The following is a 16,567-nucleotide window of genomic DNA, read 5'->3' on the forward strand; positions in this document are numbered from 1 at the left end:
ATGAAAACATACAGCTTTACGGATGAAGCGGTGGCAGATTTGGAAGGAATCATCGAACATAGCCTCACCGCTTGGGGCCAAAACCAAACTCGACTCTACATCTCTGAATTAGAGCAACTCTGCGAAAACTTAGCTGGCACACCATTTATTGGTCAGCCCTGTAATGAACTTTCCTTAGGTCTTCGTTTGTTCCATTTCAGAAGCCATACACTGTATTACACACGAGCCGATAACGGGATATGCATTGCCCGAATCCTGCATAAAAAGATGAATACAGATCTGTATTTTTGAAAGTTCTGATCTTGAATTAAAAAAACTGAAACCTGAGGGCATCAGGTTTCAGCTCAAAACATCCCTGTAATAACTTGAACTAGCTTTCCTCTAGCCACGCAGTGGCGTCCTCTAGGCGCAGCCGTCCTCTAGCCGCGAAGCGGCGTCCTAGCCACTAGCAGGCGAAGCCGTTCTAACCACTAGCGGCGAAGCGTTCTCTAGCGCCAGCGTCATACCCTAATCCGCAAATACATACTCGCCATTGTGGCCTTTTTTGACACCAAAGAATCTAAAATCAGGATAGAGCCTTGAGCGTATAAACCAAGCAAATAGCAGCAAGCCTATAGATAGAGCTATTCCGATCATTTGTGGAACTGGAACCGCCCCCACATGGATAAAGGCAAACAATTCACGGCCAATAGTTATGCCACACAGGACCAGATACAAGTTATAAGCAAATATACTGCGGCGTAAAAAGCCCAGTACAAAAAAGATACTTACCGCTAGGCTAATGACTAAAGTAACTTGTTTGTGCTCTGGTGCTGCAACGACATAACTTCCCCAAATAGCCAACGCACTGGTTAGCGTAAAGCACGTGACAAATAGTTTATTTTTACCTTCATGTAACTCGTTTAGTATTTCGTCCGGAGTGGTGGCAATTAATGTTGCCAATGTACTGTCGGTGACTCCGCAGTTGCGTAACCGCTCAAACACTTCTCGCTTAGGAACTCCGCGATTGAGCAACTCTGCCACGCTGCTTTTAATGCGCTTTTTCGACATATGGTTAGAAGGTTGTGCATAAGACGTTTCGACACGTGATTCTTGAGTGAAAGAAGCTTGAGTGACAGGATTTTCTTTCTGCTCTTCTTGCGCTACTTCCTGTTGAGAGAAATGTGAAGTTGGGACAATCTGGCGAGGCCCGACAAAACAATATCTCTCGGTCTGCTCGATCAACATGGCTTGATCTTCAGGGCTATAGCGATACAAGGGAATATGATGTTGAGCACCGTCCAACATATGCAGGATTAACTTTTTACCGCTGCTTTCAATCCACTCAACCTTAGTTAGACTCGCTTTTGTCTCTAAGCCAAGGCGTTTAATAAACAGCGCGTTATCACGAATATTCAGCTTATAACTACGTTGAATAAGCAGAACTATACAGAGGAAGAAAGGGACATAGTACTGACCGCCGAAAGGGCTATTTCCAAATAAAAAGTTAAGTCCGGCCCAAATAATAAGGCCTATAGCTATAACCTTTAAATAGAATTTACCGGCAAATTTAAACGTGTAGCTTTCCTGCATCTCTCATCCTTGTGCTTCAGTTAAAGAGACTCGCTCTTTAAAATCCCTGTTAAATCATTTGGCAGTTTTATTACTAGTGCCCGCAGTAAATTGCGTAAAGCAGTCTGCCTAGCGTGCCAGATTAGCACAACTACATAAACTGGTACTAAAGCGGTAAAAGCGGAAGCACCACTTCTTTTTTTCTAGCAGCGCAGCTGCGTCCTCTAGCCACGAAGTGGCGTCCTAAAAGCAAAGCGTTCTCTAGCGCGAGCGCCCTAACCACTCACCGGAAAAACCGTTCTGCCAGCATAACCATTAAATGAACAACTATAATTCCGACTAGACTTTACCCTTTGTTCAATGAGTAATGCTTTATGCGTTTCGTCATCTACATTTTATTCATTCTCTCTAGTGGCCTGAACGCCGCTCCTTATCAACTACACGCCATCACGGAAGAAACACCACCACACACCTACTATGATACCAACACCCAGAAAGCAGCTGGTTTTGTCGTGGAAGTAGTAGAGGAGCTATTAAAACGTACCGATACTCAAATAGTGGATAACCGTATCAAGGTTTACCCATGGGCTCGGGGTTACCATATGCTGGAAACCCAACCGAATGTCATGCTGTTTGAAACCACCCGTTCCCCCAAACGTGAGCATCTCTTTAAATGGGTTGGTCCCGTCGCACCACGAGTGAAATGGCTATGGAAACTAAAAACACGTGATGATATTCAAGCCAATTCACTCCCCGAAGCCACTCAATATATTGTCGGCGGTGTTCGTGGTTTTTCATCAGCTGAACAGCTTGAAGAGCTAGGTTTTAAAATTGAATACAGTAATCAAGAAGAGACGATGTATAGAAAGTTTTTCAGTGGTCGAGTGGACTTGGTGAATGCGACAGAGCTCGTCGCGGCTCACCACGTTAAACAATACGGATATGAATTTTCAGCTATAGAAAAGCTGATTCCATTTGAAGACCGCTATGATTATTACCTGGCATTCAATAAACAAGTTCCAGACGAAATAATACACAAGTTACAACAAGCCTTAGGAAGGATGTTTATGGATGGGACATATACCCGCATTAGGCAACCTTATCTAGAGTAGCCTCCTAAGCTACTTGCCAATCCTCTTTTAAAAAACATTGATCGGTATTTTTAGATAACTACGGCCATTTATATCAGGAGCAGGTAAATGCCCTGCCATTAGATTAAGTTGAACGACGGCAAGCATGGCCTCTGGAAGCGGTAAGCCTTTATCTCTTTGTTCGCGCATCTTAATAAATTTAGCTTCACTGATTTGACCTGGCAGGTGGATATTCAGCCGCTGTTGCTCTTCGATTGTACTTTGCCAGCAAGGCTGCGGTCTTTGCTCTGATGGGTAATCGTGACACACATATACCGTTGTAGAGCCGGGTAAGCTATATAAGCGCTGAATACTCTGGTAAAGCGCTTTGGCATCACCTCCCGGGAAATCGCATCGCGCACTACCAACGTCAGGCATAAACAAGGTATCACCAAGAAAAAGCGAGTTTTCTATCAGGTAGCTAACACAGGCGGGGGTGTGACCAGGGCTGTGTAATACCCGAATCGTTTTATTGCCTAGAGGTAGTTCTGCTCCATTCTCCAACAGGTGCTGAAACTGGCTACCATCATTAGGAACCCGCCCTTCAAGATTAAATAGGGGAATCAACTTTTCCAGTACTTCAACCACACCGCTGCCAATAGCCGTTTCACCTCCAACGCATTGCTTTATGTAGCCTGCGGCACTCAAATGATCAGCATGAATATGCGTTTCCAGTAACCAGCGAGTAGTGTAGCCATGCTTTTCGATCCAGCCGACTAATGCCTTGGCCGGTGTTGTATCAATGCGTGCCGAAACAGGATTAAAGCCCAACACAGGGTCAATCACCGCACATTCCCTACTCTCGGGATCAGCGATAATATAACTGACACTCCCGATGTCAGATTGATAAAAAGCATTTACTTCTATGGCAGGCATATCCCTATCCGTTCAATTTAGCTTTATTACCTAAGCCTAGACACTAAACCGATATTTTTTAGCCATTTTTCTAGAAAATAATCAGTCATCAGCTAACTACCGAGGTTGTACGGAAAGATCTGCGTCTACTGAAACAACGAAATGCCGAACAGCAGTTAAAACTAGAACCCCTTAAGGCAGAGATTCAAAAAGGGTGGGATTCCGTCACAGCTGGCAGGTAAGAGACGGCAAAGAAGTAATTAAGAATATCAAAAACAGCTGAAACCCGAGGAACGCAGGTTTCAGCTAAAACATCCCTTTAATAACTTGAACTGGCTTTTCCTCTAGCCAAATAGTTAGCACTTATAATTCAATCTCAAAACTTTTTAGATAACTGGCGTAACTCTTTTTGATGTCAACCACCATAGTGCCACTTAATCGATCGTGCAGTATGCGTGCCCCAATAAATAGATTAATCCAGAACGTAATTTTGATCGCGACCGTCGAGAGGATGTAACAGGTGATCCGCCAAATATTCAACCACCAAGGAACGGTTGACCTATCTTGCCGCATTACTCGATATCCCAGAACAAGCTTACCGGGGGATGCTTGTAATGGACTGCTTTCCATAATTAAAAACATTAAGAGCGGTATAAAGATCGAGTAGATAATTCCCTTCCCATCCAAAAACCATGTTGTAGGTAGAAAAATATTTATCCAAACAGCCGCGAATATAAACACGATCCAATCAATGAAATTGGCTAAGATGCGCCCTAAACGTCCAGCGAGAATATAGTTTTCTAAATGACTGAATTTATCAACTGCAGTTTTAGGTTGCTCCACCCCGCCTTTAACACCTTCCAGCGGATCAGTTTTACTTGCATGCAGGTGCAGAGCATTGAGATACGGGCGGCAGCTTTCGTCTCCGTGCTCTCTTAGCAATTCATGTTCATTGCCTCGCCAGTCAAAGAAGCGGTCAAGGTAGCTAAAAACTCGGACATCGCGTAATTGGCTAGCTGGGGCTTCAGCGTAAGCTTGATTATGAGCTAATATCAGCCGAAACACCTCCTGACCGAAATCCCAATTAAATTGGTCATCCAACAGAAACTGAGAACGTTCTACAAATTTCCATTGTTCAACATTGCTAAAATCATCGGGTTTGAGGAGTAGTTGCTCGACCTGCTCCAACAAGCAGGACAGCTCATCATCCATCGCCGTTTCTAACTGCTCTTTTTCAAGCTGTTTTTTGTGCCGCTCAGCCGCGTAATCTGGCTCTTCTGGAAGAACAGGCGCTTCAACAATTTCTACTTGTACAGTTTCGCTATCAGTAGCTACCTGTTCCTCAGCCCGTAACTCTGGCACTTCTACAACGACGGTTTCAACCGTATTTGGTTGCTCTAAAACGGACTCTAACTGCGTAGAGGTTTCCAACACCTCCTGCTCATTACGGCTATTCAGTAGAAACTCAATAGAACTTTCTTGATCGCTATTTTCTGCTTGCTCGGCAGATTCAGAACGCTGTACTTCCGGTGCTATTTGTTCCGTTTCAATTATGGATGCTTTTGCTCGGTCGCGGGCGATCCGTTGGGCTTGTTTATAAGCCTTGTTCAGCGCCTGAAATTGCTCGGGGTGCTCATCTGGCCGAGCTAATTTTACCGCCTTTGCGTAGGCTTTTTTGATCGCCCTGATATCATCGGTAGGCCCCTCTAATCCGAGTACCTGCCAGATATCGCTCATATCCAATCCTCGGTATCCATACTGTCTAGCAATTTAGTCATCCGTTTTTGGGCTTTCAGAATTTCAGCTGGATTCTGCTCCTCTAAGATACGTTCGAACCAAGCAATAATTTCAGCTAGTTGATCACGATCCTTGCCCAACATGGTTTCGTAGAGACGCTCTGCCCTTGCGAGTAATGCTCTATTTTCTTCGTCCTCGCGGGGATGAAACTTCAATTGAGCTAAGCGCTCTCGTGATTTTTCTAATTCGTCCTGACTTAAACTGCCCGGTGCATTTTGAATCACTTTATTGATCGATTTGCCTGTAGAAACAACAGTCACATCAACTTCCAACAAGCCATTCATATCATAGCTATAACGAATGTCCGCGGCTTCCTCGCCTTTCGGTGCCTTTGGTACATTGACCTCGACTTCACCCAAAAAGACATTCTTCTTCACATATCGACTTTCGCCTTGATAAACACGAATAGCTAGCTGCTTTTGGTTTTCATGCGCTGTGTAGACTCTCTTCACAATACTTGAAGGCACGACGGTATTTCGTTCGATAATGGGCAAGAAATAGTCGCCCTGATCTGGAGAGTCATCATTAAGAATTGCCGTACCTAAGGTGTAGGGACAAACGTCGGTCAATACAACATCATCAAGCGCTGCGTCACGGCTTTTTAAACCCGCCTGAACTGCTGCCCCCATAGCCACAACAATGTCTGGATCAAGATTGCAGGCAGGTAAACGCCCAAACATCCGAGCGATGGTGCTGCGAAACACCTGCATTCTGGTCGAACCACCCACCAAAAGCACTTCGCTGATATCCTCCATCGGAATATCTGAATCTTTGAGGGCTTGAATAATAGGCTTTTTAAGACGTATCAATAGCGGTGTAGTAACGGCAATAAACCAATCCATATCTACGGTCCATTGAATCGCTTCACCCGCCAACGTGAGTTCTAGCAGTTGTTTTTTATCCTGGCTGATACGCTTTTTAGCCGTCTCAAGCTGCATATATGTACGTTGCAGCTCAGTTGTACTCAAATCAGCTTTGGTAATACCCTGTTCTTGTAAAATAGCGTCGAGCATGACCTCGACAAAGTCCTCGCCACCTAGGAAGTTGTCTCCAGCACTTGCATGTACTTCCATGATCCCATCAAAGAATTCGAGAATAGAAACATCAAATGTTCCCCCTCCCAAATCGAGAATAAGAAAGATTCCCTCTTCAATTTCATGTAGACCATAAGCCATAGCAGCCGCTGTCGGCTCGTTAATTAAGCGCTCGACTTTAAGCCCAGCTAATTCTCCAGCCAGCTTGGTTGCGTGACGCTGATTATCATTAAAATAGGCAGGTACACTGATTACCGCTTCGGTTACCTCTTCTCCTAAATAACTCTCAGCATCTTCCTTTAGAGATTTAAGTACCAGTGAAGACAGCTCAACCGCCGAAAACTCCTTACGATTGAGTCTGATCTTATGATCACTCCCCATGAGGCGCTTGAACACTGCAACATTGGCTTTGCTATCTCGGATCAAACGCTCTTTAGCAGTTCGCCCCACTACCACTTCACCACTACCGTCTACACCAACGACTGAAGGTGTTAAAAAGTCGCCTAAGCGGTTAGGGATCATCTTAATTTCCCCTTCATTCCAAACCGCACAAGCACTGTTTGTGGTGCCAAGATCTATCCCGATAATAGCCATATTAATTCCTTTTTTTCGACTCACTGAAATCAGAAAAGGCTATAGGGATATCAAGAACCTCTAACCGAGCGGCCGAGGTAAAATCTGAGATCAATACTCATGACAGTTCATTCCCTGTTTCGCCAATCCTACGACGAACAACTCCACGGCCAGCTTGGCCTTTATGAAGTTAAAGTTTGCCTGCATGAATAGCATTTAACAACTGTATAAGTTGATTAAAATTGTGGCTAGTTGTAAGCCCAAATTAATCAAGATTGGTAAACCCGTGAGAGTAAGGGAAGAGACATAGAAAAAAGCTGAAACCTGAGGGCGTCAGGTTTCAGCTAAAAACATCCCTGTGATAACTTGAACTGGCTTTTTCTCTAGCCACGCAGTGGCGTCCTCTAGGCGCAGCCGTTCTCTAGCCGCGAAGCGGCGTCCTAAAAGCGAAGCGTTCTATTCCTACACCTTCCTCTCAGTACACTGATCTACTAAGTAGACGATGGACTGGTAGTCGATACCGGAATGGTGGCTTAGGCCGATTTCGCAGGTACGGCTGGTTGAGTAGCCGCTGCTGCAGCCTTCAACTTGATCCGCTAGTGTGTGTAGTGCTGATTCATTCAGTTCTGGTGTGGTGAAGCCTTTGTCACCGGCAAAACCACAGCAGGTAATCTGATCTGGAACCACGACATTAGTGCTGCAGGCATTCATCACTTCGACGATTTTTTGATCGAGGCCTAAGCGACGTGCCGAACAGGTGATGTGCAGTGCAACTTTGTCATCCACAGGCTGGAAGTCCAGCTTGTCCATCATAAAGGTGTGAATAAAGTCGACCGGCTCATACAACTTGATACGAGAATCTAGATTCTCTTTTAGCTGCATCGTACATGGACTAGTGTCACAGTAGACAGGAATCTCTCCGCCATTACTCGCTTCGAGCAGCATATCGACTGTTTCAGCAGCTTTAGCTTCGGCCTGGTTAAACATGCCTTTACTCTTAAACGGCATACCGCAGCATTGTTCTTTAAGGTTTTGTGGATAGATAACCTCAAAGCCTGCTTTGCGTAGCAGCGCTTCTGTTTTGTCCACAAGCGAGATTTGTTCTTCTGCGCCGCGTGCTGGGCCCATGGTACGGCTAGCACAGCTTGGTAGGTAAACCACTTTCAGTTTGTTACCTGAGGTATTAGTTGGCTGAGCTGGTTGGCGCTTTTCAGTCTCCAGTTTAGGTGCCGGGGTCGGCATCTCTGGACTCCAGTAACCAATCTTATTACCAGAGAGTTTACGCGCGGTACGCGTTACTGCACCCATGGCTTTACTACCCAGCAAGCCGTGACTCATATCAGCTATACCAAAGGCGGTTTTCGCCGCTTTGGTAACCGTCCCAAAGTTATTAGCGATCCATTCGGACATACCTTCTCGGCTGGCATGACGTTCGTGGCGAAGCTGTCGAACCAAATCACCGGTATTGATGCCTACAGGGCAAACCGTTGAGCACAAGCCACAGCCCGCACAGGTATCTACTGCCATATAGTCATATTCATCAGCGAAAGCTTGCTGGTTTTCACCTTCTAACAACGCCAGTTCGCGCTTGCCGATAATACGCTGGCGCGGGCTGAGGGTTAGATTTTTCGATGGGCACATACGCTCACAGAAACCACATTCGATACACTGATCGACAATATCGCTAACAGCCTTCATCGGCTTCAGGTTACTAATATGCAGCTTTGGATTCTGGGTAATCATGACATCCGGGTTTAAGATGCCTTGTGGATCGAAGATACGCTTGATCTCCAACATGGCGCTGTAGGCTTCATCCCCCCACTCTTTCTGGACGAAAGGAGCCATGTTACGACCTGTGCCGTGTTCCGCTTTTAGAGAGCCATCGTATTTGTTAACAACGACATCGCAGACTTCATCGATAAAGCGTTCGTAACGATCGACCTCTTCTTTACTGCTAAAGCCTTGCGAGAAGATAAAGTGCAGGTTGCCATCTAAAGCGTGGCCATAAATAACACCATCATCGTAACCAAACTTCTGCATCAACTGCTGAAGATCCACCAACGCATCTGCTAGCGTTTCGATTGGGAAAGCGACGTCTTCGATCAGGGCAGTCGTACCTTTCGGACGCGTCGCACCCACCGCCGGGAAGATCCCTTTACGCACATTCCAGTACGCCTGATATTCCGATGGCTTATCGGTAAAGCTGGCAGGCACAACCAATTCTAGATCATCAATCTCAGCAAGAATCGTCGCGATATGGCTTTCTAGAACCTCTTGTTCATCGGCTTCGGCTTGAACCAAGATCGCTGTCGCACCTTCGGGAACACCTTGGATATAACTTGGTACACCATCCATGTGTTGTACAGCTTTAAGTGCAAAATAGTCGATCATCTCTGCCGCAGATACCGGTGTTTTATTTAGCTTAAATCGCGTAACCGCAATACTTGCTGTACGGATATCAGGGAAGACCAAAAACGCAGAGGCTTTTAGCGGGTATTTACGAATCGTGTTGTGTGTAATCTCGGAAATAAAGCCTAGCGTGCCTTCTGATCCAATCATCAAGCGCGCAATCATATCGATCGGATCATCCCACTCGATTAAAGAACGTAAACCATAACCGGTGGTGTTTTTAACTTCGTATTTACGCAAGATACGTTTGCTTAACGCGGTGTTACTGCGCAGCTTTTTCGATAGCGCTTCTACGTCGGCAATCATGCCTGCATGACTCACGCGGAACGCTTCACGACTCTCTTCTGAGCCTGTATCCAGTACAGTGCCGTCTAACAGAACAAAGCGAGCTGAATCCATAACACCGTATGTGTCCATAGAGTTCATGCCCGCCGCATTGTTAATAGCGATACCACCCACAGTAGCCGCATCGATCGACGCTGGCATTGGCGCAAGTTGGCGTTCTAGAGGTGCTAAATAACGGTTGGCATCGCCTCCCAGCACACCACACTGCATGCGGATCTTTTTACCTGACTCAAGAATCTCATAATCTTTCCAATCCGGTGTTAAGGAAAGCATGATCGAATTGGTAATGGACTGACCTGACAGGCTGGTGCCAGAAGCACGGAACGTAATCGGCAAATTCAGTTTTGTCGCTAAAGCCATCAGACGGATCACTTCGGACTCTTCCGCCACTTGCACAATCACCTTCGGTAGCAAGCGGTAGAAGCTTGCATCCGTACCGTAAGCAAGGGTACGAAGGTAATCAGTAATAATCCGCTTTTCCGGAATAAACTTAGCGGCTTCAGCAATAAATTCTTGGTATTTATCCTGTTCCTGCATGATGCGATCCTGTCAGTTGAGCTTATGGGAACCTACTGATAAGTCTCATACTTTCTCAGTGAGCTATAAAACGACCAGATACGCGAAAGTCAGTGCAGCGAAATGTCTGGACCTTTTCAAGCTGACTGACAAAGTAGATGGTCGTTTTAGAGCCCACCCTACGGGGCTTACAGAGCAACCGAATCACTTTGTTAATGATTTTCGACAGGTAACCAGCATGCCTGTAATCATTGCCTCGTGCTTCAATTGCTCTTTAAGCCTGTACCCAAGGGGCATAGCAAAGTCGTATAGGACTTATTCGTAGGTTCCCTAGTTATTATGGTTTTGAGATAGGTTAGCTCAAACGCTATAATTAAATTAGCGTGCACAATCGAATTTAATTGATTCCAAATATTGAATAATAAGACCGATATGAATAATCTGGATGATATGCTGCTGTTCGCCCAAGTGGTGAAACTCAAGTCTTTCCGCGCGGTCGCGGAACAAAGAGGCGTAGCGAGCTCTGTAGTGAGCAAACATATTTCGCGGCTGGAAAAGCATTTAGGCGTGCAGTTGCTAATCCGCACCACACGAAAGTTGAACCTTACAGAAGCCGGTGAAGAGTTTTATCACCACTGTCAGCAACTAGAGAGTGGTGTGGCGCTAGCCGAGCAAGCAGTGTCTCAACATGCTGAGCAACCTCAGGGCCTTTTACGTATTGCTGCACCGATGATTTCGGGTCAGTTCTTCCTTCCTGCCGTCGTCGATGAATATCTAAAACGTTATCCAGAGATGAAGGTTGAGATGGTGATTAAGGATAGCTTTCAAGATCTGATATCAAACGGTTTTGACCTCGCAATTCGTACCGGTACTTTATCCGATTCAACCTTGCGTGCCCGTCTTTTAGTGCAATCCCGTTGGTACGCTTATGCTTCACCAGAGTATTTAAAAGAACAAGGCACTCCGACAAAAGTTACCGATCTAGAAGCGCACAACTGCCTGCAGTTTAAATATCAAGAAACCGGCCCCCATGACTGGCCAATCACGGTGAAAGGCCAGCCCGATCGTATTAAAGTAAATGGCCGTTTTCAGGCAAGCTCTCTTGTTACCTTAAGAGAATCCGCGATTGCCGGTACTGGGATTGCATTTATGCCTGTCTTCCTCGTCCGTGACGAGGTTGCCCGCGGCGAACTTGTCCCAGTATTACAGGAATGGGTTTACCGCGATGTCGGCATTTATGCGATCTACCCCAATATTCGCTACGTGCCCCGTAAGATCAGTGCCTTTATTGAGCTTCTAGCGGAAGCTTATGAGAAGCATTGCTGCGCGTTTCATTCGCAACGTTTTCATGAGTAATCGTCTCTTTCAACCTGATATTGGCAACTAAAATACCGACGACCACCACCGCAAAACCGCCCCAGTCGGCCATGGTGGGTACTTGTTCAAATAGAGGCCATGCGATTAGTGCTGCAGCGACCGGTATACCATAAAACACGCTGGCAACCTGGGATGCACTGTTTCGATTAATCAAGATATAGAGCAAGCTCACTGCCCCTAAGGATACGCCAACCGCCATCCAGAAGATGGCCAAAACTAGATCAAGATGCCACTGCATCTGCATCGTTTCAAATTGAAACGCTAACAACAGCATCACGGGAACCGTACCTAATACCTGCAATGCTCCACCGCTGATCAAGTGCATATCGGCACAGTGCTTTTTCTGAATTAACTGCCCTAGCGACAACCCCAATAACCCAAGTAGAGCCCAGATTAGGGTCGTCCAGCTAATCCCTTCAACAGCTAGCCCATCAGCGACAACAACTGCTACACCACTGATACCTATCAGCAAACCAAGCCAGCGCCAGCCAGTGACCTGCTCTTTCAGATATGGTCCAGCCAGCACTGTGACTAACAATGGCTGCAACGCAATAATCAAGGCACATACGGCTGGCTTCATACCCAAATAAAGCGCATAAAAAACGCCTACCGAAAATAGCCCCTGCATTAAGATTCCCGTTACTAAAATCCACCCAGGATTTTTTGGCCAAGGTGCACTGAGTAATACCGCACCCAATGCAAGCAAGCCACCCGCAATAGCAAAACGCACAGCTAAAAAGGTAAACGGTTCGCTGTAACCTAGGCCAAGTTTTGCCCCAACGAATCCGGAGCCATACACCGCTATAAATAGCAGCATCAGTATGATGTTCTGATTTAGATAAACTTTCATATTGCCTCCTTAACTATGCCTCTAGCAAATCCTGTACATACCAGTAGGTACAATTTATATTTCAAAAAAAGCCCGTGATTAAACAGGCTGTTTCTCAACGATTTTTAGTTCGTTTTCAGTGCTGCCAACATATCTAAGAAACTCTCGCAGACATCACCCACCGTATCATCTTGCTGCACCGCTCGCCCTACAACAAAACCGCCCTGTAAGACACTCAAGGTTAACTTTGCTAAAGCTTCTGGTTTATGGATCTTTACCAATGCACCAGATGCTTGCGCCTCGGTATAAATAGCTGTGAAGCGTTTATGCATTGTGGAGAAATAACGCTCCAAAGGTGCTAACAGCTGTTCATCTTCAACCGATGGATCTTGAACGATCCGCCCCATACGACAGCCCTTCAACGCATGTCGTGGCAATCTTAAATAAGCACTGACTTGAGCTAACCAATCCCCATCCGTTTGCGCAATGATCTGATCAAACTCGGCTATCAGGTCATCTGTTCGGGATTCCATCGCAGCAATCGCCAGATCCTTCTTGCCTTTAAAATGGTGGTAGAAACTACCTTTACCCACACCACTACGCTCTAACACCTGATTAGGACTAGTAGCATCATAGCCCCGCTCCCAAAGCAGTTGCTTCATGGTATCAATCAATAACTCGCGTGTAGCTGCCATAACTTAGTGTGCTCAATATTTAAGTAACAAACATACTAGTAGGTACAGAAAGTAATTTCAAGCTTACGGATAACTACAGCTTATTACGAACCATAGATTCCAGCCTTCGCTGGAAAGACAACGACTGTAGATCATTGCTCTAAAGCCATGATATGGAGCTTTCTAGGCGCAAGCAGCCTTTCTTTTTCTCTAGCTGCGTAGCAGCGTCCTCTAGGCGAAGCCGTCCTCTAGCCACGTAGCAGCGTCCTCTAGGCGAAGCCGTCCTCTAGCCACGTAGTGGCGTCCTATCTTTACTGCGTTGCCGCCTTCGCAAACTTACCCAAAGCGCCCGACACTTTGTTTAGTACTTCCTCGCACCCTTGAATATTATGGCGCTTAGCTAAGTGAGCTGGATCGTTATAGCTTAACCAAACAGTGCCTTCAGCATCTTCCCAGATCAGTGCTTTCTGCGGCAGGTCGATCGCAACACTTTGTGCACAGAGCATCAATGGCGTGCCCACCTTTGGATTGCCAAATAGAACCAGTTGAGTATCTCGTAGTTGCTTACCAATTTTCTCAGCACCCGCACTATGGTCGATACGGGCAAAGACGGTCATACCTTTATCATTCAAAACGGTTTCTAACTTATCTGCCGTTTGAACCACGCTGTGCTGGCTTTTCACATTGATCATGCCATCTCCAGCTTGAACTGAAGCACTCATTGCAACGCCAAGAGCAACTGTACCCGCTACCGTACCTGTGATTTTTCCCATCATTTATCTCCCTATTCAAAATATCTAATTGCTTAGCTCGGACAAGCAAGATCACAATTAATTCAATTTAGGTGATATACAGGGTTTTGCTATTTAATATGGGCCTGATTTACAACGGGAGGCAAATTATTCGGGAGGTAATAGGTAACTTTTACATTAAGTATTTGCTGTAAATTTGTTCGTACTTCTCGGATGCTTTCACTTTTTCCAGAGCCGCCTGCCAACGTTCGATCACACTATCTGGGATCTCTTTGGAGCAAGCAATATAGAGAGGAAATTCGAGTAGTTTTACGCCTGTAGCTACCAACGAGTCCACAGGTTTATCAATCTGTTTCAGATAATAAGCTACGCCTAAGGGGCTGGTATTAACCGCAAGCTCCGCTCTGTTTGAAAACAACAGGCTGAATTGGCGATCTCTTGCAGAAAGCTTTATTACATTGGTAATACCCAGCTCATCCACCTTATTTGCGACCAACCCTTTGTAAGGAACAGTGATGTTATTCGCTTGCTTTATGTCATCAATTGTTTTGTAGGTTTGCAGATTATCTTTACGTTTATAAAAATAGATGGCCTCTTGGGATATAGGACCGATCCACTTAAACTTATCTTCCCTTTCAGGTGTCCGAAACAAAGAGAAGTACATCACATTAGGTAAGGTTTCCAACATCCGGTCACCTCGGGCACCTGGATAGATGGATATAGGATATTGTTCTCCCAACTCATTCATAACCGCTTGGACTATTTCGATTGAGAATCCTTTTAACTCAGAGCCTTCTTCATAGTTGTATGGTGCCCAATCTTCAGTAATCACTTTTAAATCAGGTTGTGCTGCAACTTGATAGCTAAAAACTAAAGCACAACCAATTACTAACAAGCGCAAAATACGCACTTTTAGTTGCGCTAAATCCTTCGTCCAAATAAGTAAGTTACAGTTACGCATAGGCTCAATTTATTCTTATTAAATTAAGGAGCAATGGTAAGTATAGACACTTAACTCAGGTACTCAGCCGCATATGCTCATTCACACGCTAGACAAATCAGGCAACGTTATTTTCACTAGCAACCCCGGCTCATTGTTATACAGGTTAATACTCCCCCCCAATACAACAGAAACCAGATTGTAGACCCTATACAGACCTAATCCCGACGTACCATGCCCCATTTTTGATGAGAAAAATGGATCAAACGCATGCTCTTTTGCTTTCTCATTCATCCCTTTACCATTGTCAGAAAAACCTATTTCGATACCCGATTTTACGTTAGTCACTGTAAGTTCAATTCGACTACCTTCGCCTAGCTGAGCATGGTTCAAACTGTTTTCCAGAAGACTAACTAATATCTGTTCAAGCGCCTCTTCATTACTACAAATCATGAGATTCGAGGGAACAGCAGTTACTAAGTCAATTTGTCGTTCAGCACACCTGTGCTGATAGGCCCCAAATACACCTAATGCGACCTCCTGTAGTGAGAAATTACTCGTGATTTTTGTTTTGGTATCACTTGAAAGCTCTTTAAAGCGATTGATCAGGTTAATACTTCGATTAAGGTTATGATCCATCAACGCTATCGATTCAGCTGCAGTTTCTAGGTATTGGCTCAATTGTGACTGACTCAGGTTTTTACATTCAAAAGACTGTTGAATCTCTTCTAAATTATTTTGCGCAGTTGTTAATCCCAGCAAAATGTTTCCTAAAGGAGAGTTCAGTTCATGCGCTACACCAGAAACTAATCGTCCAAGCCCTGCCAGTTTTTTAGCCTCGACCAACTGCTGCAAAGTTGACTGTAACTCCTCATGCGCACGTTTTAACTTGAGATGGTGGTCTTTTTCCGCTTGCTGAGCTTTAACTCGGTCAGTTATGTCTTGCAAGGTCTCAATGGCACCAACCGTATTACCTTCTGTATCTAAAAGCGGCGAAGCATTAAAGTGCAACCAATGCCCTGAAGGGCCAATATTGGGAAACAAATCCTCCGCCTCACAGGCACCGCTAATCAAGCTAGACACAGCAAAGTGGTAATCGTAATACTCCCGTATTTTGGCAACGGGGGCATTATCCACAACAAGGTCAGCCATAGTCGGCCTTGATTCAGCATAGAAACCACGCCAACTATCATCACGACCAATCGCTTCGTTGGCAGGCACACCGGTCAGTGCTTCGCAGGCTTTATTCCAATGGGTCACCTTATGCTCTTTATCGATAACAAAGGTGGCAATTGGGCTGCCCTGTAAGATTTGCGAGAGTTGTTGCTGGCTTGCACGAACTGCCTTCTGGGCATTATGCAGAAGAGTTAAATTACGGCCTACGCCACGATAACCGGTGAAATTGCCCTCTCGGTCATAAGCTGGTTTACCACTGACGGAATAATGTTGAATAGCACCATCGTTACCTGGTACTTCATATTCAAAATCACGGAAAGGTAGGTGCTGTTCGTAGCAATCGATATGTGCCTGTATCTCTTCAGCGGTTAACCCTTGGATAGGCATTTCCCACCGTCGCTTACCGATAAATAAGCTCTGTTTACGCTGTAGCTTCTCCGTCAACATGCCCCAAAATCGCACAAACCTGAAAGACGCATCCTGCTCCCAAAACCACTCAGAAGATAATCCAGCAAAGTCAGAGAGAATCTCGTTCTCTTCTTCTAACTCGCGAATCTTCTTCTCTAGCGCTTCTATGGATGGCGTTTTCTCAGACATAACCACAGTGAA

General features: G+C 45.4%; 13 protein-coding genes. 3 read left to right on the forward strand and 10 right to left on the reverse strand.

What is annotated here, in order from left to right:
• On the forward strand, positions 1 to 291 hold the full coding sequence (locus tag ACMXYP_RS14180) for a type II toxin-antitoxin system RelE/ParE family toxin (RefSeq protein WP_415882282.1): 291 nt from the start codon (positions 1 to 3) through the stop codon (positions 289 to 291).
• 216 nt (positions 292 to 507) lie between these two features.
• Here the strand turns inward: ACMXYP_RS14180 and ACMXYP_RS14185 are convergent, their stop codons facing one another.
• Positions 508 to 1,572 (reverse strand): hypothetical protein, encoded by a 1,065-nt coding sequence (locus ACMXYP_RS14185; protein ID WP_415882283.1) that lies wholly within the window; start codon positions 1,570 to 1,572, stop codon positions 508 to 510.
• A 353-nt stretch (positions 1,573 to 1,925) separates the two neighbouring features.
• On the opposite strand from ACMXYP_RS14185, the gene ACMXYP_RS14190 reads away from it, so the two are divergent.
• Positions 1,926 to 2,663 carry a substrate-binding periplasmic protein gene (locus ACMXYP_RS14190; RefSeq protein ID WP_415882284.1) on the forward strand — a complete coding sequence of 246 codons (738 nt, stop codon included), beginning with the start codon at positions 1,926 to 1,928 and terminating at the stop codon, positions 2,661 to 2,663.
• 27 nt (positions 2,664 to 2,690) lie between these two features.
• Here ACMXYP_RS14190 and ACMXYP_RS14195 read toward each other — a convergent pair whose 3' ends face one another.
• The 4 genes from ACMXYP_RS14195 to ACMXYP_RS14210 all read right to left on the reverse strand — a co-directional run bounded on the left by ACMXYP_RS14195 (position 2,691) and on the right by ACMXYP_RS14210 (position 10,231).
• Positions 2,691 to 3,557, reverse strand: a complete 867-nt coding sequence (locus ACMXYP_RS14195; protein WP_415882285.1) for an MBL fold metallo-hydrolase — start codon at positions 3,555 to 3,557, stop codon at positions 2,691 to 2,693.
• A gap of 342 nt (positions 3,558 to 3,899) precedes the next feature.
• Positions 3,900 to 5,273, reverse strand: a complete 1,374-nt coding sequence (locus ACMXYP_RS14200) for an RDD family protein (protein WP_415882286.1) — start codon at positions 5,271 to 5,273, stop codon at positions 3,900 to 3,902.
• Positions 5,270 to 6,961, reverse strand: coding sequence for an Hsp70 family protein (locus ACMXYP_RS14205; protein WP_415882287.1), 1,692 nt, complete (start codon positions 6,959 to 6,961; stop codon positions 5,270 to 5,272). Before ACMXYP_RS14205 ends, ACMXYP_RS14200 begins: the two co-directional genes overlap by 4 nt.
• 441 nt (positions 6,962 to 7,402) lie before the next feature.
• Positions 7,403 to 10,231 carry an FAD-binding and (Fe-S)-binding domain-containing protein gene (locus ACMXYP_RS14210; protein ID WP_415882288.1) on the reverse strand — a complete coding sequence of 943 codons (2,829 nt, stop codon included), beginning with the start codon at positions 10,229 to 10,231 and terminating at the stop codon, positions 7,403 to 7,405.
• A gap of 411 nt (positions 10,232 to 10,642) precedes the next feature.
• Here ACMXYP_RS14210 and ACMXYP_RS14215 point away from each other — a divergent pair, with 411 nt between their 5' ends.
• Positions 10,643 to 11,566 (forward strand): LysR family transcriptional regulator, encoded by a 924-nt coding sequence (locus ACMXYP_RS14215; protein WP_415882289.1) that lies wholly within the window; start codon positions 10,643 to 10,645, stop codon positions 11,564 to 11,566.
• Here the strand turns inward: ACMXYP_RS14215 and ACMXYP_RS14220 are convergent.
• The 5 genes from ACMXYP_RS14220 to ACMXYP_RS14240 form a co-directional block, all read right to left on the reverse strand.
• The gene (locus ACMXYP_RS14220; protein ID WP_415882290.1) at positions 11,496 to 12,437 is read right to left on the reverse strand and encodes a DMT family transporter; all 942 of its coding nucleotides are present in this window, start codon (positions 12,435 to 12,437) and stop codon (positions 11,496 to 11,498) included. The two genes, ACMXYP_RS14215 and ACMXYP_RS14220, sit on opposite strands and share 71 nt — an antisense overlap.
• Before the next feature lie 104 nt (positions 12,438 to 12,541).
• Positions 12,542 to 13,111 carry a TetR/AcrR family transcriptional regulator gene (locus ACMXYP_RS14225; protein WP_415882291.1) on the reverse strand — a complete coding sequence of 190 codons (570 nt, stop codon included), beginning with the start codon at positions 13,109 to 13,111 and terminating at the stop codon, positions 12,542 to 12,544.
• Positions 13,112 to 13,401: 290 nt separating this feature from the next.
• Complete coding sequence (locus ACMXYP_RS14230) at positions 13,402 to 13,866, reverse strand: DUF302 domain-containing protein (protein WP_415882292.1); 465 nt, start codon at positions 13,864 to 13,866, stop codon at positions 13,402 to 13,404.
• A 148-nt stretch (positions 13,867 to 14,014) separates the two neighbouring features.
• Entirely contained in the window at positions 14,015 to 14,803 is a 789-nt protein-coding gene (locus ACMXYP_RS14235) for a substrate-binding periplasmic protein (RefSeq protein WP_415882293.1), read from the reverse strand.
• A gap of 81 nt (positions 14,804 to 14,884) precedes the next feature.
• Positions 14,885 to 16,555, reverse strand: a complete 1,671-nt coding sequence (locus tag ACMXYP_RS14240) for an ATP-binding protein (protein WP_415882294.1) — start codon at positions 16,553 to 16,555, stop codon at positions 14,885 to 14,887.
• Between the last annotated feature and the right edge of the window lie 12 nt (positions 16,556 to 16,567).

It is taken from the genome of Neptuniibacter sp. QD34_54 (genome assembly GCF_047778055.1).
Lineage (GTDB): Bacteria > Pseudomonadota > Gammaproteobacteria > Pseudomonadales > Balneatricaceae > Neptuniibacter.